General features: G+C 41.0%; 19 protein-coding genes. 9 read left to right on the forward strand and 10 right to left on the reverse strand.

All coding sequences use genetic code 11. The features are described 5' to 3' along the window. Window positions 1-222: 222 nt before the first annotated feature. Window positions 223-900: a Ycf66 family protein gene (locus H6G79_RS23705; RefSeq protein WP_190592428.1), complete on the reverse strand. Its 678-nt coding sequence runs from the start codon at window positions 898-900 to the stop codon at window positions 223-225. Between the two features lie 314 nt (window positions 901-1,214). On the opposite strand from H6G79_RS23705, the gene gndA reads away from it, so the two are divergent. Continuing rightward, a complete protein-coding gene (gene gndA / locus H6G79_RS23710; protein ID WP_190592427.1) occupies window positions 1,215-2,645 on the forward strand; it encodes an NADP-dependent phosphogluconate dehydrogenase in 1,431 nt (476 codons plus the stop codon). A gap of 158 nt (window positions 2,646-2,803) precedes the next feature. On the opposite strand, the gene H6G79_RS23715 is transcribed toward gndA, so the two are convergent. Continuing rightward, a complete protein-coding gene (locus tag H6G79_RS23715) occupies window positions 2,804-3,067 on the reverse strand; it encodes a Txe/YoeB family addiction module toxin (protein ID WP_190592426.1) in 264 nt (87 codons plus the stop codon). Continuing rightward, window positions 3,064-3,306, reverse strand: coding sequence for a type II toxin-antitoxin system Phd/YefM family antitoxin (locus H6G79_RS23720; RefSeq protein ID WP_190592425.1), 243 nt, complete (start codon window positions 3,304-3,306; stop codon window positions 3,064-3,066). The genes H6G79_RS23715 and H6G79_RS23720 overlap by 4 nt, the downstream gene beginning before the upstream one ends. A gap of 1,031 nt (window positions 3,307-4,337) precedes the next feature. Between H6G79_RS23720 and H6G79_RS23725 the strand changes: the two genes are divergently transcribed. From H6G79_RS23725 to H6G79_RS23755, 7 genes are all read left to right on the forward strand, one after another. Continuing rightward, on the forward strand, window positions 4,338-5,768 hold the full coding sequence (locus H6G79_RS23725) for a form I ribulose bisphosphate carboxylase large subunit (RefSeq protein ID WP_190592424.1): 1,431 nt from the start codon (window positions 4,338-4,340) through the stop codon (window positions 5,766-5,768). Between the two features lie 91 nt (window positions 5,769-5,859). Beyond that, window positions 5,860-6,267 carry a RuBisCO chaperone RbcX gene (rcbX, locus tag H6G79_RS23730; protein WP_190592423.1) on the forward strand — a complete coding sequence of 136 codons (408 nt, stop codon included), beginning with the start codon at window positions 5,860-5,862 and terminating at the stop codon, window positions 6,265-6,267. 45 nt (window positions 6,268-6,312) lie between these two features. After that, window positions 6,313-6,642: a ribulose bisphosphate carboxylase small subunit gene (locus H6G79_RS23735; RefSeq protein ID WP_190592422.1), complete on the forward strand. Its 330-nt coding sequence runs from the start codon at window positions 6,313-6,315 to the stop codon at window positions 6,640-6,642. A gap of 441 nt (window positions 6,643-7,083) precedes the next feature. After that, window positions 7,084-8,166, forward strand: coding sequence for a class I fructose-bisphosphate aldolase (locus H6G79_RS23740; protein WP_190592421.1), 1,083 nt, complete (start codon window positions 7,084-7,086; stop codon window positions 8,164-8,166). 147 nt (window positions 8,167-8,313) lie between these two features. Next, entirely contained in the window at window positions 8,314-8,640 is a 327-nt protein-coding gene (locus H6G79_RS23745) for a hypothetical protein (RefSeq protein ID WP_190592420.1), read from the forward strand. A 596-nt stretch (window positions 8,641-9,236) separates the two neighbouring features. After that, window positions 9,237-9,641, forward strand: coding sequence for a hypothetical protein (locus H6G79_RS23750; RefSeq protein WP_190592419.1), 405 nt, complete (start codon window positions 9,237-9,239; stop codon window positions 9,639-9,641). 72 nt (window positions 9,642-9,713) lie between these two features. Next, window positions 9,714-10,679 (forward strand): ROK family protein, encoded by a 966-nt coding sequence (locus H6G79_RS23755; RefSeq protein WP_190592418.1) that lies wholly within the window; start codon window positions 9,714-9,716, stop codon window positions 10,677-10,679. 89 nt (window positions 10,680-10,768) lie between these two features. Here the strand turns inward: H6G79_RS23755 and H6G79_RS23760 are convergent, their stop codons facing one another. From H6G79_RS23760 to H6G79_RS23780, 5 genes are all read right to left on the reverse strand, one after another. Next, window positions 10,769-11,053: a hypothetical protein gene (locus tag H6G79_RS23760; protein WP_190592417.1), complete on the reverse strand. Its 285-nt coding sequence runs from the start codon at window positions 11,051-11,053 to the stop codon at window positions 10,769-10,771. A 644-nt stretch (window positions 11,054-11,697) separates the two neighbouring features. Then, window positions 11,698-14,043, reverse strand: a complete 2,346-nt coding sequence (locus tag H6G79_RS23765; protein WP_190592416.1) for a ComEC/Rec2 family competence protein — start codon at window positions 14,041-14,043, stop codon at window positions 11,698-11,700. 194 nt (window positions 14,044-14,237) lie between these two features. After that, the gene (locus H6G79_RS23770) at window positions 14,238-14,702 is read right to left on the reverse strand and encodes a DUF4079 domain-containing protein (protein WP_190592415.1); all 465 of its coding nucleotides are present in this window, start codon (window positions 14,700-14,702) and stop codon (window positions 14,238-14,240) included. Between the two features lie 450 nt (window positions 14,703-15,152). Further along, window positions 15,153-15,515 (reverse strand): hypothetical protein, encoded by a 363-nt coding sequence (locus tag H6G79_RS23775; RefSeq protein ID WP_190592414.1) that lies wholly within the window; start codon window positions 15,513-15,515, stop codon window positions 15,153-15,155. 177 nt (window positions 15,516-15,692) lie between these two features. Next, on the reverse strand, window positions 15,693-16,154 hold the full coding sequence (locus H6G79_RS23780) for a DUF29 domain-containing protein (RefSeq protein ID WP_190592413.1): 462 nt from the start codon (window positions 16,152-16,154) through the stop codon (window positions 15,693-15,695). Between the two features lie 83 nt (window positions 16,155-16,237). Between H6G79_RS23780 and H6G79_RS23785 the strand changes: the two genes are divergently transcribed. Continuing rightward, window positions 16,238-17,437, forward strand: coding sequence for a Coenzyme F420 hydrogenase/dehydrogenase, beta subunit C-terminal domain (locus tag H6G79_RS23785; protein ID WP_190592412.1), 1,200 nt, complete (start codon window positions 16,238-16,240; stop codon window positions 17,435-17,437). A 36-nt stretch (window positions 17,438-17,473) separates the two neighbouring features. Here the strand turns inward: H6G79_RS23785 and H6G79_RS23790 are convergent, their stop codons facing one another. Then, on the reverse strand, window positions 17,474-17,851 hold the full coding sequence (locus H6G79_RS23790; RefSeq protein WP_190592411.1) for a GxxExxY protein: 378 nt from the start codon (window positions 17,849-17,851) through the stop codon (window positions 17,474-17,476). A 53-nt stretch (window positions 17,852-17,904) separates the two neighbouring features. After that, window positions 17,905-19,134 carry a methionine gamma-lyase family protein gene (locus tag H6G79_RS23795; protein WP_190592410.1) on the reverse strand — a complete coding sequence of 410 codons (1,230 nt, stop codon included), beginning with the start codon at window positions 19,132-19,134 and terminating at the stop codon, window positions 17,905-17,907. Between the last annotated feature and the right edge of the window lie 53 nt (window positions 19,135-19,187).

Genomic DNA, 19,187 nt, shown 5'->3' on the forward strand with positions numbered 1-19,187 from the left:
TTTTTTGAAGATGTGCTGCAACTATTTTTTCTCGAAGATCGACAGAGTATGACTTCATTTAGAGGTATTTATATTTTAATTTATTGTACCTCATAACAGACGCAAGTGCTGTATTTATTTAGTCGCTAGTTTAATTTGTGCGATCGCCACTAGCAACTTTAGATCACAGCAAAACCCAACATGATCATAAAATCAAGCTGGGTTTTACAAAATTTAACTAACCTAACTATTTGGCGGTGTTGGTTCCGGTGGTGTTTCCGCCGGGGGAGCAAGCACCGCATCAGGCGCAATTTCTTCGACAGGGATGGGTTCTTTATTTTCGTCCTCTGGATGTGCTTGCGCGGCTTCCACCAACTCCGGGGATGGGGGATGGGGTGGAATGACTTCGGGAACCGCCTCCGTTACAGGTACTTCTTCAGGCGCAGTTTCGGGGATGGGTGTAGTTTTGTCAACAATCTCCACAGCAGGTTTCTCTGCTGGTACATTTTTACTGACTGGTGGTTGGACTTTGTTTTTTACACCGCCAAAGGTGCTACTCAAACTTTGTTGTAATTTGCCCAGGCGTTCTGGAAGAGATACCTTTGTCACCTGTGCTTGCAGAGAAGTTTTTACGGCTTCCGAACTGGGTACAGGCGTTTGTTGTAATTGTGGTGTGACTTGGCGACGCAGTGATAAAGTTTGCCAACCAAACCAGAGCAAAAGAGCCACACTCGCCACATGGCCTAGTAATAATCCGCCGCTAATATGGGGGGCAAACACCCATAATACTAAAGCGTAAAACAGCCCAATGCCACTCCAAATAAAATCATTCTTGCGATGGATTTCGGGAAAAAAGAACGCCGATACGTAGAGTAATAAACTACCAATACCGACCACCAAAGCTAGGACGTATGCCAGCATTTTTGGTTACTCCTTAACTATTTGTTATCAGGTATTAGGGACTGGATACGGGAAAATTTATCTTAATTTAAGGAAAAATTATTCTGAATTTAATCCTTTATCCCATCTGCCTAATGCCTAAACTAGATACTCCAATTTTGCAAATTTTGCAGCACAATTGTTGAATTAGATACAATTTAAAACTTGTTATATGTGATGTTAGTTCTGAGCTTTTAGCAATCACGGTAACTCTTAATGTCTTCTTTAGGGGATAAGAGAAACTCTCGGATTACCCTAAAAGATGAAAGAATCTGCAAGAGTTAGCCAAACTAGTTATGACACTACAAAGTTTTGGTGTGATTGGATTAGCCGTTATGGGCGAGAATATCGCTCTCAACGTGGAACGTAATGGTTTTCCAATTGCAGTATACAACCGCTCCCGCGAGAAAACCGATGCTTTCATGGCTGAACGTGCGCCAGGAAGGAACGTTAAAGCGGCCTTTACCTTAGAAGAATTCGTTGCAGCACTAGAACGTCCTCGCAAAATTCTAGTGATGGTGCAAGCTGGTAAACCCGTGGATGCGGTGATTCAACAGCTAAAACCTTTGCTGTCCGAAGGCGATATCATCATTGATGGTGGCAACTCTTGGTTTGAAGATACCCAAAGACGTACCGAAGAATTAGAACCCCTGGGTCTACGGTTTCTCGGTATGGGTGTGAGTGGTGGTGAAGAAGGCGCATTAAACGGCCCTTCTTTGATGCCTGGTGGTACCCAAAGTTCCTATGAGTATCTCTCACCAATTTTCAACAAAATTGCTGCCCAAGTTGATGACGGCCCTTGTGTGACCTACGTCGGCCCTGGTGGTTCCGGTCACTATGTGAAGATGGTACACAACGGCATTGAGTATGGTGACATGCAGCTAATTGCTGAAGCCTACGACTTGCTGAAGAATGCTGGTGGACTTGACCACAATCAACTTCACGAAGTGTTTGCTGAATGGAACACCACCGACGAACTCAATTCATTTTTGATTGAGATTACAGCTAATATCTTCCCTTACATTGACCCAGACACCAGTCTACCTTTAGTAGATTTGATTGTAGACGCAGCAGGTCAAAAGGGTACTGGTCGTTGGACTGTACAAACTGCGTTGGAATTAGGCGTTTCTATTCCTACCATTACAGCAGCTGTAAATGCTCGGATTATCTCTTCAATTAAAGATGAACGGATAGCCGCATCCAAACAACTCACAGGCCCCAGTGGCAAATATAGCGGTACTACCAAAGAGTTTATTAACAAAGTCCGGGATGCGTTATATTGCTCCAAGATTTGTTCTTACGCTCAAGGGATGGCGCTGCTATCTACTGCTTCCAAAACATATAACTGGAATTTGGATTTGGGCGAATTAGCTCGGATTTGGAAAGGTGGCTGTATTATTCGCGCTGGCTTTTTGAATAAAATTAAAAAGGCATTTACCGAAAATCCTGCATTGCCTAACTTGCTCTTAGCTCCTGAGTTTAAGCAAACAATTCTAGACAGACAAGCAGCTTGGCGGGAAGTTATCATTACTGCTGCTCAACTGGGTATTCCTGTCCCAGCTTTTAGTGCATCTTTAGATTATTTTGACAGCTATCGCCGCGATCGCTTGCCCCAAAACCTCACTCAAGCACAACGCGACTACTTCGGCGCACATACCTATCTGCGTCTCGACAAACCCGGTTCTTTCCACACAGAATGGGTTCCCATCGAAGAAGCTAAAAAGTAAACTTTCACTTTTGAGTATGTTGTGAAAGTTTAAATTGCTGTCTGTGGCAAATTAGAAAGTGACTCTGAAATTTCAGAGTCACTTTCTTTTGGTGTCTATAGGAATACGGTTTGATTCTTGAATCAAATAAATTCAGAAATCAAACCGGATTCCTATATTTACTCATAATGTGTCCACATCCGAATTATTTTGACTACTTGCTCAGATTCAATGATTTCATATACTAATCTATGCTGTATATTTATCCTGCGAGAATAAGCACCTATTAAGTCGCCAACTAACTTTTCATAAGGTGGAGGATTTTGCCAAGGGTTTTGTTCAAGGATGGCGAGTAATTCCTCAGCTTTTTCTTTCAAGTTACTAGCGGCTAATTTTTTTGCATCTTTTTGTGCTTGCTTTGTGTAAACTAAACGCCAACTCACCAATTCAATTCCTCATTGCATTCTTGAATAGGAGTTGCTAGTCCTTCTTTGATAGATTCTCGCATTCCAGGAACAGATAACAAGTAGAGAGTTTCTTGAATTGCAGACCAATCCTGTTCTGACAGCAGAATAGCATTACCGCGATCGCCTTGAATAATTACAGGTTTACCTTGTTCTGCAACTTGGTCGATTAGCTGTTGCAACTGTTTTTGAGCTTCGTTGACAGGAAGCGAAGACATGATGATGTTTTTTTTGAAAATCACTTTATTTTATTTTATCTACAAACAGCGATCGCCTACCGCAAAACCATCACACAACTAGATCACCGACTTATTGAATAAATCAACGAACAATCAAGGGTTTTGGCGAGGGTATAGGGGTGTACTGATTCAAAATCCTTACATCTCAAATCCTTTCACCCTTTCACTTAATCTCTACAGATAATCTTTGTGCGTAAGTCCTGAAAGATAGTAGACAATGCCTTGTAGTCAATGCAACACTCGACGAATCTTTCCATTCCATACACCTTAACCCACAATCCTTTGTTAGTTAAGATTCCCACACATGCAGAAAATAAAACATCTGTCAATACTTAACATTTGATTTTTTAGGATATCAGTAGTCATGATTTTGCCAAGGTTGATGCCTTACACCTTTGTACATTTTTGTAAACTATTTTTAACAAAATGTTTAAAACTTTATGTAATAAAAAAATTAAATAAATAAGTTAAGAACTTTCAAAGAATAACTTATGCAATTTATTGATATATTGTGAGACAAGTTACAAATTACGTTGTGTGCAATTTTGTCTTTCGCTGACTACTCGACTAAATCAGCATCCCGCAAAGTCTCTTCTGGTTTGTTTTCTACAAATTGGAAACACAGCAGGAGTGCGGGTGCGGAAATGTAAGCGAGAACGCGCATTTCCATAATTAAACGGATGTAAACGAGAATAACCTCTTACTTTCTGCAAATTAGAGAGTTTTTACTGAGGCTACAAAGGTTTAGCGAGTCAAGAAGAATAGATAAAAGAAATTTTTTCATCCAACGAGGGCGCAAGCGCCAGGATATGCACTCCTGAGCATGAACAGCACTGGTGAGAAACCAAGTGTTAATTAAAGAAGCACTGCTACCCTTTGGCGAAGACGACCTCTAACAACAAATTGTGCCTAACTTTCTCCTCTAGTGATGGGGGTGAAAAAATGGTGAGAGGAAGTTGCACAAAACGTGATTTGATAAGTAAAAAGAGTGACATCTTGGAAGGATAGATATGTCTTACGCTCAAACGAAGACTCAGTCAAAAGCTGGGTATAAAGCCGGGGTTCAAGATTACAGACTAACTTATTACACACCTGATTACACACCTAAAGATACGGATCTTCTGGCGGCGTTCCGTGTTACACCCCAGCCTGGAGTTCCCTTTGAAGAAGCAGCTGCGGCTGTAGCGGCTGAGTCTTCTACTGGTACTTGGACAACCGTATGGACAGACTTATTAACCGATCTAGATCGTTACAAAGGTCGTTGCTACGATATCGAACCAGTTCCTGGCGAAGACAACCAGTTTATTGCCTACATTGCCTATCCTCTGGATCTCTTTGAAGAAGGCTCCATCACCAACGTTTTAACCTCAATTGTAGGTAACGTATTTGGTTTTAAAGCTTTGCGGGCATTGCGTTTAGAAGACCTTCGCTTTCCTGTTGCTTACATTAAAACCTTCCAAGGGCCTCCTCACGGTATCCAAGTTGAGCGTGACAAATTAAACAAATACGGTCGTCCTTTGTTGGGTTGTACAATTAAGCCCAAACTAGGTTTGTCTGCTAAGAACTACGGACGCGCTGTATACGAGTGTTTGCGCGGTGGTTTGGACTTCACCAAAGACGACGAAAACATCAACTCTGCACCATTCCAAAGATGGCGCGATCGCTTCTTGTTCGTGTCTGATGCTATCAGCAAAGCACAAGCAGAAACCGGCGAAATCAAAGGTCACTACCTCAACGTGACTGCTCCTACCTGTGAAGAAATGCTGAAGCGGGCTGAATACGCTAAAGAACTCAATCAGCCCATCATCATGCACGACTACCTAACAGCAGGTTTCACCGCTAACACCACCTTGGCTCGTTGGTGTCGTGACAACGGCGTTCTCCTGCACATCCACCGCGCGATGCACGCAGTAATCGACCGTCAAAAGAACCACGGTATCCACTTCCGTGTATTAGCTAAAGCCCTACGTTTATCTGGTGGTGACCACATTCACACCGGTACAGTTGTAGGTAAATTGGAAGGTGAACGTGGTATTACAATGGGCTTCGTTGACCTGTTGCGGGAAAACTACGTCGAACAAGACAAGTCTCGCGGTATCTACTTTACCCAAGATTGGGCTTCTCTACCTGGTGTATTGGCAGTTGCTTCCGGTGGTATCCACGTATGGCACATGCCCGCACTAGTTGAAATCTTTGGTGATGACTCCGTACTACAATTCGGTGGTGGTACACTTGGACACCCTTGGGGTAATGCTCCTGGTGCTACTGCTAACCGTGTAGCGTTAGAAGCAGTAGTCCAAGCTCGTAACGAAGGCCGCAACTTGGCTCGTGAAGGTAACGATATCATCCGTGAAGCCGCTAAGTGGTCTCCTGAATTGGCTGCGGCTTGCGAACTGTGGAAAGAAATCAAGTTCGAGTTTGAGGCAGTTGATACCGTCTGATCATCAAGTAAAAGGTAAAAAGTTAAAAGGTAAAAGAAATCTTTTTACTTATTACTTTTTACTTTTAACTTAAATTTGGGCTGGGTCAAGCATGAATCTCAAGCAAATTGCGAAAGATACAGCCAGAACGCTCCAAAGCTACCTGACTTATCAGGCGCTAAGGACTGTACTGGCACAGCTAGGCGAAACGAATCCACCATTGGCAATTTGGTTACATAACTTTTCCGCAGGAAAAGTCCAGGATGGAGAAGCTTACATTAAACAACTTTTCCAAGAAAAGCCAGATTTAGCTTTGCGGATAATGACAGTCAGAGAACACATTGCCGAAGAAGTTGTTGAGTTCTTACCAGAAATGGTTCGGACTGGTATTCAGCAAGCTAATACAGAACAACGCCGCCAGCACTTAGAACGCATCACGCAGCTGAGTTTATCTAACCCCAGTCCTGAATCAGAACAACAGAGTTTTTCCGATCCTGACTGGGATAACTTAGCCAGTTAGGAAATTTCCAAGCCGTCACAAAATAGCAAACAGTTATCACCAGTTATGCAAACCCTACCAAAAGAGCGCCGCTACGAAACCCTTTCTTATCTTCCCCCCCTCAGCGATGCTCAAATTGAAAAACAAGTTCAGTACATTCTGAGCCAAGGCTACATTCCAGCAATTGAATTTAACGAAGTTTCTGAACCCACAGAGTTCTACTGGACACTGTGGAAGCTGCCTTTGTTCGGTGCTAAAACCACCCGCGAAGTATTAGGCGAAGTTCAAGCTTGCCGTTCTCAATATCCTACTCACTACATCCGTGTTGTAGGTTTCGACAACATCAAGCAGTGCCAAGTCCTCAGCTTCATTGTTCACAAACCCAACAGATATTGAAAAAGTTACAGGTAAAGGATAAAAGTCCTGATACCTGAGTTGATGAAATTTAAAAAAGAGAGGTAAAATAACAACCTCTCTTTTTTTTGGCTAATACATCACATTCAACTATGCTGTTTGTTGTGTACAATTTCTCTAAAAAGATAAAAGCGGCACAACTGACAGCAGTAATAGCAAAAAATACTGAAAAATATTTGGCACTAGTACAGGTCGGCTTAAATAAACAGACTATTTGGAATTCCTAAAAGGCTTGTGGTATGGTTATTATTTATTTTTACTTTTGCCTTTTTGTACTAGGGCGATTACTCAAATTAACTCTAAAGAACATATACTAGCTTCCAAAAATAAGTTTTTGCTGAAATAGTTCGGTTGTCTGAGAGATAAAATGTCAGAATGCTAGGGTAAGGGCCAACTTATTTTCTCAAGTTTGAGGAAAGTGCTATGACTACTACATTGATAGAGGCTAGTTCTATCGAGTCAGTGTTAGGTAAAGAAGCAGAAGACCTGCTGAACTACAAAGCCAAAGTTTCTCAAGATTTATTGCATTTACCAGGGCCAGACTTTGTAGATCGAGTTTGGTTAAATAGCGATCGCAATCCTCAAGTGTTGCGGAATCTGCAACAACTTTATTCTACAGGTCGTTTGGCAAATACTGGTTATCTTTCAATTTTACCTGTTGACCAAGGCATTGAACACTCGGCTGGAGCATCTTTCGCGCCAAACCCGATATACTTTGACCCAGAAAATATCGTCAAATTAGCAATAGCCGGTGGTTGTAATGCTGTTGCCACAACTTTAGGAGTATTAGGCATTGTCTCACGCAAATATGCCCACAAAATTCCGTTTATTGTCAAAATTAACCATAACGAACTCTTAACCTTTCCCAACCAATTTGATCAAGTCTTATTTGCTAGTGTCGAACAAGCTTGGAATTTAGGTGCAGTTGCTATAGGCGCAACAATTTACTTTGGTTCCGAACAATCAACTAGACAAATTCAAGAAATTAGTCGTGCATTTGAACGCGCCCATGAATTGGGTATGGTGACTATTCTTTGGTGCTATTTGCGGAATAATGCTTTCAAACAAGATAAAGATTATCATCTGGCGGCTGACTTAACTGGACAAGCAAATCATTTGGGTGTAACCATTGAAGCCGATATTATCAAACAGAAATTACCTGAATATAACAATGGTTATGGTGCAGTTGCTAAAGCTACAGGTGAAAGTTACGGCAAAACAAATGAGCGAATTTATACAGACTTAACCACTGATCATCCCATAGATTTAACTCGTTATCAAGTGTTAAATTGCTATGCTGGCAGAGCAGGCTTAATTAATTCTGGTGGCGCGTCTGGTAAAAATGATTTTGCGGAAGCAGTACGCACTGCTGTGATTAATAAACGGGCTGGTGGTACTGGCTTAATTTCTGGACGTAAAGCTTTTCAGCGTCCATTTGAAGAAGGTGTGAAACTCTTTCACGCCATTCAAGATGTTTATTTATCACCAGATGTAACTATTGCCTAAATTTAACCAATAAGATTCTTAATTAAGGAAGGTGAATATTTATCACCTTCCTTTTTATATACAGATAATTAGCCTAGAGGAAGACGTTAATCGCAATTAGTATTTTTAGCATTTAGGCATTTGTTTCAGACATAGGAGAATTTTTCCATGCTAAACATTCCAAGCCTTCTTCGTCAGTTAATTAGCAAAATAGCAGTATTTATCCTCGCTGCTTTGGTGATTTTGATTAGCTTACCGAGTAATTCTGTGTTGGCTGATGGCTATTATTCTGCAAAAAATCATAAAGTAGAAACAGCACCGCCTTATTACACTGCTAAAGACCGCAGAATAGGCAGAAATGAACCTAGTAAACCTTATTACGCTACTAAAGAACGTCAACATTCACAAGCTACCAGAAATTATGAAGATTCCCTCAGAACTGGTAAGCGGGAAAATGAAGTGCGACTGAGAGATTTAGAGACAAAAAATCGTTAAATTAAATCAAACAATAGAGATGTGAATTGTCATACCATTTCACTTTAAAAATGATACAGACATGAAAGCAGCGCCTCGACTTCTCCTGACGGAGACGCTGCGCGAACGCTCGGTACAAGTCTCTCGGCGACCGGAATCTGAGTTGCAGAGGAAGTGATTTGTATCAGTAATTTCGTGAATTGGTATCACATCTCTATTTGAAAAATTTAATTATTTTTAAATAAACTCTTTCGGTGTATCAAAAATAGCTAAATTTACTGATTGATGATATCTCTAGGTGGATATTGCCAGTATCCTTAGATAATATCATAAATGTGTTTCTAGACAATTTGGTTTTTCAGAAATCAAATATGATTCCTATACTATTTCTTAATCAAAACGTAATTTATCGGTTGTTAAAGAGAGGTTGTATACAAACTTTCTACAGGGTTTATTGAGTGTAGTTTCTTATAGAATTAGTATTATCTATCCCTTCCTCTAAAGCCTAGAAACGCAAAGTATGTTGAGAGCCAATGCTGCTCGCTGCATCTACCCAGTTATGAATCTGAAATTTCCTGAGTAGACAAGAAATAATTTTTGGTAGCGAGATTTCTGCTATGAATAAATATTGTCGTGACCAAGCTAGAGATGAACTTTGGTTGATGATGGGAGCAGGAGCAGCAGCTGGAATTGCTGGTGGAACTTTTATGATTGGTGTAGTTACGTTTCAAGCTGGTTTAGCTGGTGTACAGGCGGCTGTTGTTAGTAGAATTGCTCAAGTTTATGGTGTGAATTTAATTCCTGCTAGTGGCGCTGGCGCAACAGCAGCTGCAATCATCGCAATGGGTGGTGGACAAGTTTTATTTGAGATGGGCGGTATGATTGCAGGGTGGGTTCCTGGTATTGGACAAGTTGTGCAACCTGTAATTGGGGCGACTGCTGTGAAGGTATTTGGTGAAGTTGCTATTACTTATTTTGAAAATATGTATCCTAATAAAATCTACAGCCAAAAAATCTTCTAGGCTGTGTGCTTGATTGTCATTTTGCATCCCTAGTAAGCTGAATAAGCGATCGCATTTAGCTTATTCAAACAAATGACATTAATTCTAGCCCTTGATTTTGGTGGTACTAAGTTAGCCGCAGCCGTAACTCAACTTGGTTCGCGTCAATGGTTGCGTTATGAACGTCGTCTCTCACCCACAGGTGCTAATGCTACCACTGATTTAGAAATTATGCGATCGCTCATCTATAATTTACTCCAAGGTGAAACTCCCACAGCTATTGGTGTTAGCTTTGGCGGCCCTGTAGACTTTACTACAGGCACAGTGCGACTTTCGCATCATGTCCCTGGCTGGGAAAATCTACCTCTCAAACACTTGCTAGAACAAGAATTTGGTGTACCTGCTAGTGTAGATAACGATGCTAATATTGCAGCTTTGGGTGAACATCGCTTTGGTGCTGGTCAAGAATACGATAGCTTGTTTTATATCACCATCAGCACTGGTGTAGGCGGTGGTTGGATACTGAATGGTAAACCTTGGCGTGGTAACGCAGGTATGGCTGGTGAAATTGGACATATAGTAGTTAATCCTGCGGGGCCAGTATGTTTATGTGGTAAACAAGGATGTGTAGAAAGACTAGCATCAGGCCCTTATATGGCTCAAGATGCCAAAGAATATTTATTAAAACCAGCAAATCACTTTTCAGGTAAACAATTACGTAGCTTAGTCAATGACGATTTAGATTTAATCACTGGCAAAATCATCAGTGACGCGGTGGCGCAAGGTGATGAGTTGGCAATTAATATTTTGCAAGGTGGCGCTTGGGCTTTGGGTGTGGGTATTGGAAATGTAGCGAATTTGATTAACCCACAAAGGTTTATTTTAGGCGGTAGTGTAACCAAAGCAGGAGAACTTTGGTGGAATACTGTAGAGAAAACAGCCCGTGAAACCGCCTTACCAGAAATAGATTTTGAAATTCTTCCGGCGGCTTTGGGTGATGATGCACCACTTTGGGGTGCGGTAGCTTTAGCAGAATTAGAAATCAGGAGTCAGAATTGAATTTTTTGGTTTACCTATGAGCGCAAGGAAAAGCTTGTAAATCAAAATTTTGGCAATATGTCTATTAATTTTTGATTCTGTATTTTTCTTTAATGTCTGAATAATTTTCTCAATATCTGCCCAGGATAAGCTACAACATCACAAAGCCGAGGAAAAAATACTGGCTCAATTTCCACATCTGCCATAATTCTTTCTAGTTCACGATCACTCAGTGGTTCTTCCCATAATCCATGTTCTACAAGATTATTAGCATGAAAAATGATGCGATCGCGCAAAAAATTTAACTGCTCATTCCGTGGTGCTGCGGGTACATGAATAGTCAAGGGAAAGTTGCCAAAGAAAACCACTACTTTCCCTAAGCGGTGCTTCTGCATATACTTAAGATTTTTTCAACTAGTTTAGGATGTATTTTGAATAGCCACTATTTTTCTTATAACTTTGTTGCATTTTTTTAACATCATCATAAATACTGCAAAAATTGAAATAATTAAGACCTTTGCAGAAATCGAGTTTACAGTGATGCCAGACACCCAGTCTAGGCTAATTTATTTAAGTAATGAGAATGGGTAATGAGTAATGAGTTAAGACTTACGCAATAACTCTCTCAAACGCTTATAACTTTGTTTCCTATCCTGCGGGTTCGCCGTTAGGTATTCTCGTAATACCAATTTTATGTAAATCTGCACAGTATTTTACCCCTCCCTAACCCTCTGACAGGTGTAGGTTTTTTACGTTCTGCCCCAAAAATCTTGATTTAGGGTGTAGGGGTGTAAGGGTGTGAGGGTGATGAAACTCTGATTAAATCGTGATTTTTAGAGTCGCTACTCATCACTCTGTTAAAAACCTACACTTGTGAGTCCCTAACCCTCCCCTTATAAAGGGGAGGGAACTAGATTGTCTTATTTCCCCCCTTTCCAAGGGGGGATTAAGGGGGGTAATTGATTTTTATATGCGTCTTCATATTAAATTGGTATAAGAGTAGTATTACTTACTACTCATTACTCAGCATAATTCTTGTCTATAAAACAGATGATTTATTTTCTGTTTCTTGAATAAATGATTCAAACTGATTATTCGGTGTCCATTGAATTGCACCATCGCGTCCAGTGAGAAAAATTTGGGTTGTGTTTTTATTGAGTTCATTCATAATTTTTGGCTCAAGGTTAGTAGAGGTAGCAATAGCTACTTTTGGCTGAAACAATTTAATTAAATCTTTCAAAGCTTCCGGCGTACACCACAATACTTGAGGACTAGGTAAACTGCCAGATTTAGCTAATCTTTCTATTTCTTGAGGTTCTACATCACCTACTAGTAACCAAGTTTGATTTTGAATTTGTAAATATAAAACAGGTAATTTCTCTTTAATTAATTGAGCAACTGTTAAACCTGTAACTACTTGTTGTCCTGGAACAACAGTTTGATAAATACCTTGATGCTTTTGAATTGCTTGTTGAATTTCTTGATTTGTGGGGTTAGTCTCTGGCTTAAGAGCATATTTGTAGAAATTTTTGATGGGAATGGTTTGGACTACTTCTAACCAAGCATTATTATCGTTATTATCAAAATCACTAGCGATCGCCCAGTCAACTTTATTCACGCCTTGCTGTTGCAAAAATGGTACAATTGTGTAACGTCCAGTACCTTCATCACCACTGTTAATTAAGGTGACATTGCCTTTATCTTGAATGACAACAACTGGTTCTGAACCAGCTTCTAACACAGTAATCCGAAATAATGTATTTGCGGAATGCCAAGCGGGAACGAGTACTAAACCAAATATCATTAGCCCAGCAAACCACCAGCGTTTTTGCCACCATTTAACTAAGCAAACTAAAAGAATCAAAGCATAAACGCCTAACATTTGCCAAGTTGAAATACTCCCCACGACTAATGAGTTTCCTGGCAAGTTACTAAAAAATTCTACCAACTGAATGAGCCAGTTGCTAGGATATTGCAAGACTCCAGCCAGAATACTACCAAGATTAGATGATGCTAATGCCGCGATCGCACTCATAATCCCACCAATACTAATCACGGAAATAAATGGTGTAGTAATCATATTCAGCAACAAACTATAAGCCGGGACTACACCAAATACTGCAAGTTGGACAGGTAAAGTCCAAATTGTGGCGGCTAAAGGTACAGCAATTAAAGATGCGATCGCAGGTGGTAGCCAATTCAATTTTTCTGTGATTGCTGGGACAGTGACAATTAATCCTAATGTGGCTAAAAAACTCAGTTGAAAACCCAAATCCCATATCCACAAAGGATTAAATAACAATAATAATGTTGCGGCTAATAAAAGCGAACCAAACTGTTTGACTTTCCTATCTAATAACAACCCAACTAATGCCGCACCACCCATAATTACGGCTCGTAATACCGCAGGTTGAACCCCTGATAAACCTAGAAAAATCATTAAACCTAAAAAACCGAGTGTAAATTGAATCGCCTTATTTGTGCGTTTTGTTAGCTGTAAAATTACACCCAAAATTAACGAAGTTTGAAACCCAGATGCAGCCAAAGCATGAGCCATTCCAGCTTTGACAAATAAATCCCGAATATCATAAGGCAAATCAACCGCTTTACTACCCAAAACCATTGCACTCACCAGCGTTCCTGCGGGAATGCCTAAACTTTCAACAAATGATTTTAAAATTTGCTCTCGAACTTGCCACCATCCCCATGTATTCTCATCATTGACAATATTGATTTGCCTTCCAATCAAACCAGCAAATGATCCTTCTTGTTTGAGATACTTTTGAAAGTCAAACGCACCAGGGTTAGAAGCAGCTTTTGGTTTATATAAAATCCCTGTGACAGCAATTTCTTGCCCAGGATGTAAGCCAGTTGCTTGCAGCAGTGGTAAAGTTACATACAATTTACCTGTAACACCTTTTGGTACACTGGCTGGGCCATTGCCATTTTTAATTTCATCTAGCTGAGTTGCTGCTAACCACAATTGTCCCCGTTGACTGCGAGTTAACCGGGGACTAGTTTCTACTTCACCGCGCACAATAAATAATTGTTCTTGATTCGCCACATTATCGGCAGGGACAAATTGACTAATATCTTTGACACTGGGTTGAGGCGATCGCAATTGAAAATAAAAGGTTGCTAACAATCCTACCAAACCAGCAACTAACCAAGCTCGCGGATGAGGGAATGATTGCCAAATATTGGGTGTAGCTTTACTTTTGCTGACAATGCTTTCTTTGGGTTGCGGCTGTGTGGTGCGTTTTCGCAAAAAAACTGCCCCCACTATCGCTAAAATTAAAACCCATACCCCACCCCAAGGAACAGCTGTAAACAACAACCCAAAAATATAACCAAGGCAAATAATCACACCACTCGTCTGAAGCATAAGACAATTCAAACTCTCAACTGGCAGCACTCAAATATTGATGCTTTTGGTGAAGTATAGTTTATTAGATTCATACAAACAAAGCCCGCATTTGCGGGCTTCGTGTATCTAAACTAATAAAATTGGCGCAATGATGGGAAAAATTAAGGTATAAAGTGTCAGGATTTTGAATACCTATACCCAATCTCAACCGATTAAATTAACCCCAACACACCGTGAATAACCAATAGCCCCAAAATTCCGCTACCTAAATAGGCATGAGTAGTACGTAAAGCAGGTTTATCACCACCAAAGCCACCTAACGAAAGTAAACTATTAATTAATAAAAGTATTAGTACAAGCGAACCTGTCCAAAAATGGGGACTTTCAAAAATTGGGTGATGCTGCATCACTAAAGATAAAACTCCACCAGGATAACCCGCAGCTAAAAAGAAAAACATCCAAGGCGCTAGGAGACGATGACTCATCCGGTTGTTAAAAGACTCATCTTTATCCTGCGCCAGCCTCCCGCGCCAGCCAGTCCATCCAACATAGCTACCCATCACTAACACAACAATTCCCATCATCACAGGATGTCCCCATTCCACAATCGGTTGGGGTATTCCCAACGAACGGAACCAAGCCGCAAGAGGTTCTAGAGCTTCGCTGACATTAATCATAATATCTTCAACATTTTTTAAGGATTACAGTAACTTTTTTATCACACTTTTAAGTATTGTAAAAAATAATTAATATTTTTGAAGGGCAAGAGCGATCGTACTTCATCTAAACTTCTGTTGCGCTTGAAACTTTTGATAAGCTTAATTATATTTATACGCTTGTGTGCAAATCCAATGATTCTTTCAAGTTAGCGATCCCCTGCATCTGGGCATTTTGCCTAATCTCAATATTGATATAAGTAGAAGAACTAAATTAAACCTAACTTGCGATTAACGGGTTTCGGCTCCGCTCAACCCTCTTTTAGCCAGCATAATGAGCATTGAGCGTTCGCGTAGCGTCTCCCTTGGGGAGAAGTCGAAATGCGTCTTCTAAATTATGCTGTCTATCTACTTAGTCATATCAATGATATTAGAAATTCTTCTCAGTTGTTATTAGTTACTTTGGAGTAATTATGTACCCAAAATGTGCTGTAACTTTAAAAAATCAATAATATTGCTACGGTCTGGTTCTGTCCATGTTTCGAGAAGTACTTTGACAATCTCTCTTGTATCGTGAGTATCTGCTTCTAATAAGCCAGCAATACCTAAACAAGAAATGGAAACTGTACCAATTGTTATAGCAGTCCGGTTTTTAGAATCGTATATCTGCTTTACAACTATGGGAATAAGTTCTTTATTGTCACCAGAAAGCCGCGCAAGAATAAACAATGCACGTCCTCTCTCCAACAACAAACCATTTTCGAGTATTTCTAATAATTTCGTAGTAGGAAATTGATAAAATTCATCATTATGTAAAAAACTTTTATCTTTCATTTACTAAATATCCTTAACGCCTCTGTATCATTAATCCCAGAATTTTTGATCCAGTTATAACTTATCAGGCAAGCACATACAAAGCTAAGGCTTGAAATCTTTTTCTGACTTCATAAGTTATTAGAGAAAAATAAATGTAGGTTGGGTGGAACGAAGTGAAACCCAACAATGACTCCACTAATCCGGTAAAAAATCTTCATCTAAACATTCATCCGTAGTAAATGGAGATTCTACGGGAAAATTCTCAATAGATAAACCAGTTTCATCACTAGCTTGCTTTCTGGCATCTTGATAACAATCAGTAAAAACTTCCTGAAAATATGATTTTAAACTAGGACTATCCTTAAAAGTCCTTGTCAATCTGCGGCGATGTTCTCTGATAGTTCCTTTCCAACTATTAGAGCGTTTTTCTGGCTGATATTTGTATTTTAATAGGTGCATTAATAAAACAACTAAATTACTCTCAAGTGCGCGTTTTTCACTTCTCCCCATACTTTCAATCTCTTCAATAAGATTTTCTAAGTCAACATCAGAAAATCTGCCTTCTTTTAGTTGTTTAACAGTTGTCTCTATCCACAAATAAAAATCTTGGTCGTAAAGACGCGAGTTGGTAAAAACTTTTGATTGAGGCGCAGTCATCAGATTTTTTCACCTCTATAGTTTAAGTTCACAAGCTGTAAAGGTATTGTAGTAAAAGGATTCCTGGATAAAACAAACTTTATATGACCTCTGTTGATTCTAGCAAGCATACAAAAGCCAAAGCCTTAAAACCCGGTAGCCGTCGCCCTGCCAAAGAACTGTGCAGCGAATGTGGGCTGTGTGATACATACTATATTCACTATGTCAAGGAAGCCTGCGCGTTTATCACCCAGCAGATAGACACGCTGGAAACCCAAAGCCACAGCCGTTCTCGGAATCTCGACAACCCCGAAGAACTCTACTTTGGCGTGCATCAAGAAATGATGGCAGCCCGGAAACAACAGCCCATCGAAGGCGCACAATGGACGGGGATAGTTAGCAGTATTGCCATCGAAATGCTAAATCGTGGCTTAGTCGAAGGCGTAGTCTGCGTTCAAAATACCAAAGAAGACCGCTTCCAACCCATGCCTGTGATTGCTCGCACCCCAGAAGAAATACTGGCGGCACGGGTAAATAAACCAACACTCTCTCCCAACCTTTCTATTTTGGAAGAAGTAGAAAAATCCGGGATGAAGCGACTATTAGTCATTGGCGTTGGTTGCCAAATTCAAGCACTCCGGGCAGTAGAAAAGAAACTCGGTCTAGAAAAGTTATACGTCTTAGGTACACCCTGCGTAGATAACGTCACCCGCGCCGGACTGAAAAAATTCTTAGAAACCACCAGCCGATCGCCTGACACAGTAGTACACTACGAATTCATGCAAGACTTCCGCATTCACTTCAAACACGAAGACGGCTCAATTGAGAAAGTCCCCTTCTTTGGCTTAAAAACCAACCAACTCAAAGATGTCTTCGCCCCCTCTTGTATGAGTTGCTTTGATTACGTCAACTCCCTAGCCGATTTAGTCGTTGGTTACATGGGCGCACCCTTCGGCTGGCAGTGGATTTTAGTGAGAAATGATACAGGTAAAGAAATGCTGGACTTGGTAAAAGACCAGATAGACACTCAACCTGTAATGTCCCAAGGGAACCGTAAAGAAGCCGTACAACAAGGGATTCCGGCTTATGACAAAGGCGTAACCTTACCGATGTGGGTAGCAAAAATGATGGGCGTAGTCATTGATAAAATCGGCCCCAAAGGTTTGGAATATGCGCGGTTCTCCATTGATTCGCACTTTACCAGAAATTACTTGTATGTGAAGCGGAATCATCCTGAGAAGTTAGAGGCGCATGTGCCGGAGTATGCTAAACGGATTGTTGGGGAGTATAAATTACCGGAGTGATATTTCACGCAGAGGCGCGGAGGCGCAGAGAGTTTTTTAGAGGTTATTAACTACGCGGGATATTCCATCTTTGATGAGTGTGACGTTGAAGTTGATGAGTAATCCGACTCGTTTATCAGCAAGGCGGAGGTAAGTAAGTAGTTGCTTTTTGTGTACTGGATGAACCGCTTCTACCGATTTGAGTTCAACAATCACCCGATCCTCGACTATCAAATCAGCACGGAAGCCTTCATCCAAATACATACCTTCATAAATCACCGGAATTGCTACCTGTCTACTAACCTTTAACTTTCGCCTCCGTAACTCAAAATCCATAACCGACTCATAAACAGATTCCAGCAACCCAGGCCCCAATGTTGTGTGAACCTTATAAGCAACATTCACCACAGCACCAGTAATCTCATTCTCAATCATTAACTCTCTGCGCCTCCGCGTCTCTGCGTGAGACAATCCTAACTCATGTAACTTCAAGCACTCCCAACTGCTTCAATTGCCGCTTCTAATGCGATCGCTACATGAGTCCAATGAGTCCCCCCTTGGCAATAAACTATATAAGGCTCCCGCAACGGCCCATCCGCCGAAAATTCCAAGGTACTCCCCTCAATAAATGTTCCCCCAGCCATCACAACTTTACTCTCATATCCCGGCATAGCATCAGGTATGGGGTCAAGATAAGAACCCACGGGGGAATTTTGCTGCACCGCCTTACAAAAAGCGATTAATTTTTTCGCTGAACCCAGTTTAATCGCCTGAATCACATCTCCACGCGGTGCAAGGGGCGCAGGATTCACCGGATAACCAAGTTTGTCAAAAACATAACCAGTCAAGAAAGTTCCCTTCATCGCCTCACCTACCATCTGCGGTGATAAAAATAAGCCTTGGAATAACAAGCGATTTTGGTCAAAAGTAGCACCACCATAACTACCGATACCGGGGGCTGTGAGGCGACAGGCGGCAGCTTCTACCAAATCAGCCCGACCAGCTACGTAACCGCCTGCGGTAACAATTGTCCCACCAGGATTTTTAATTAAGGAACCCGCCATTAAATCCGCACCAACTTGGGTGGGTTCTTGGGTTTCGATAAATTCGCCGTAGCAGTTATCCACAAAGCAAACAGTATCAGGATTTTGCTGTTTGACGATATGCACAATCTTGGCGATATCCGCAATTGATAAGCTAGGCCGCCAAGAATAGCCGCAAGAACGCTGAATTAAAACTAAACGAGTGTTATGATTAACGCTATTACTTAAAGCTTGCCAATCGATAGTTCCTCCTAAAGTTAGCTCCAATTGGCGGTATTTTATGCCAAACTCTATAAGGGAGCCTTGGCCTTCACCCCGTAACCCAATCACTTCTTCAAGCGTATCGTAGGGAGAGCCGACCACTGCTAACATTTCATCACCAGGACGGAGTACACCATAAAGGGCGCAAGCGATCGCGTGAGTTCCCGATACAAACTGCACTCGCACGGCTGCGGCCTCTGCACCCATTACTTCCGCAAAAACTTTATCTAAAGTTTCTCGTCCTAAATCATCATGACCGTAACCACTCACACTGGCAAAGTGGTGCGCTCCTACGCGCTGATTACGAAAGGCATCCAGGACTCTTTTTAGATTATGCTTGACCTGAGCGTCAATTCCAGAAAAAATCTCTAACAGTGCCTGTTCTGCTTGCCGCATCTGTTCCAAGCTGTTCATTATTTCCTCATTAAATAAAAAATTATAAATGTGCGGATTGTGCGATCGCGCAG

This window comes from Anabaena sp. FACHB-83, from assembly GCF_014697485.1.
In the GTDB taxonomy this organism is placed as follows: Bacteria; Cyanobacteriota; Cyanobacteriia; order Cyanobacteriales; family Nostocaceae; genus Nostoc_B.

Bases quoted from the DNA above. Each gene is read 5' to 3' on its own strand.
- H6G79_RS23705 (WP_190592428.1), bottom strand. From the start codon at position 900: ATGCTGGCATACGTCCTAGCTTTGGTGGTCGGTATTGGTAGTTTATTA.
- gndA (WP_190592427.1), top strand. From the start codon at position 1,215: ATGACACTACAAAGTTTTGGTGTGATTGGATTAGCCGTTATGGGCGAG.
- H6G79_RS23720 (WP_190592425.1), bottom strand. From the start codon at position 3,306: ATGTCTTCGCTTCCTGTCAACGAAGCTCAAAAACAGTTGCAACAGCTA.
- H6G79_RS23725 (WP_190592424.1), top strand. From the start codon at position 4,338: ATGTCTTACGCTCAAACGAAGACTCAGTCAAAAGCTGGGTATAAAGCC.
- rcbX (WP_190592423.1), top strand. From the start codon at position 5,860: ATGAATCTCAAGCAAATTGCGAAAGATACAGCCAGAACGCTCCAAAGC.
- H6G79_RS23735 (WP_190592422.1), top strand. From the start codon at position 6,313: ATGCAAACCCTACCAAAAGAGCGCCGCTACGAAACCCTTTCTTATCTT.
- H6G79_RS23740 (WP_190592421.1), top strand. From the start codon at position 7,084: ATGACTACTACATTGATAGAGGCTAGTTCTATCGAGTCAGTGTTAGGT.
- H6G79_RS23745 (WP_190592420.1), top strand. From the start codon at position 8,314: ATGCTAAACATTCCAAGCCTTCTTCGTCAGTTAATTAGCAAAATAGCA.
- H6G79_RS23750 (WP_190592419.1), top strand. From the start codon at position 9,237: ATGAATAAATATTGTCGTGACCAAGCTAGAGATGAACTTTGGTTGATG.
- H6G79_RS23755 (WP_190592418.1), top strand. From the start codon at position 9,714: ATGACATTAATTCTAGCCCTTGATTTTGGTGGTACTAAGTTAGCCGCA.
- H6G79_RS23760 (WP_190592417.1), bottom strand. From the start codon at position 11,053: ATGCAGAAGCACCGCTTAGGGAAAGTAGTGGTTTTCTTTGGCAACTTT.
- H6G79_RS23765 (WP_190592416.1), bottom strand. From the start codon at position 14,043: ATGCTTCAGACGAGTGGTGTGATTATTTGCCTTGGTTATATTTTTGGG.
- H6G79_RS23770 (WP_190592415.1), bottom strand. From the start codon at position 14,702: ATGATTAATGTCAGCGAAGCTCTAGAACCTCTTGCGGCTTGGTTCCGT.
- H6G79_RS23775 (WP_190592414.1), bottom strand. From the start codon at position 15,515: ATGAAAGATAAAAGTTTTTTACATAATGATGAATTTTATCAATTTCCT.
- H6G79_RS23780 (WP_190592413.1), bottom strand. From the start codon at position 16,154: ATGACTGCGCCTCAATCAAAAGTTTTTACCAACTCGCGTCTTTACGAC.
- H6G79_RS23785 (WP_190592412.1), top strand. From the start codon at position 16,238: ATGACCTCTGTTGATTCTAGCAAGCATACAAAAGCCAAAGCCTTAAAA.
- H6G79_RS23790 (WP_190592411.1), bottom strand. From the start codon at position 17,851: ATGATTGAGAATGAGATTACTGGTGCTGTGGTGAATGTTGCTTATAAG.
- H6G79_RS23795 (WP_190592410.1), bottom strand. From the start codon at position 19,134: ATGAACAGCTTGGAACAGATGCGGCAAGCAGAACAGGCACTGTTAGAG.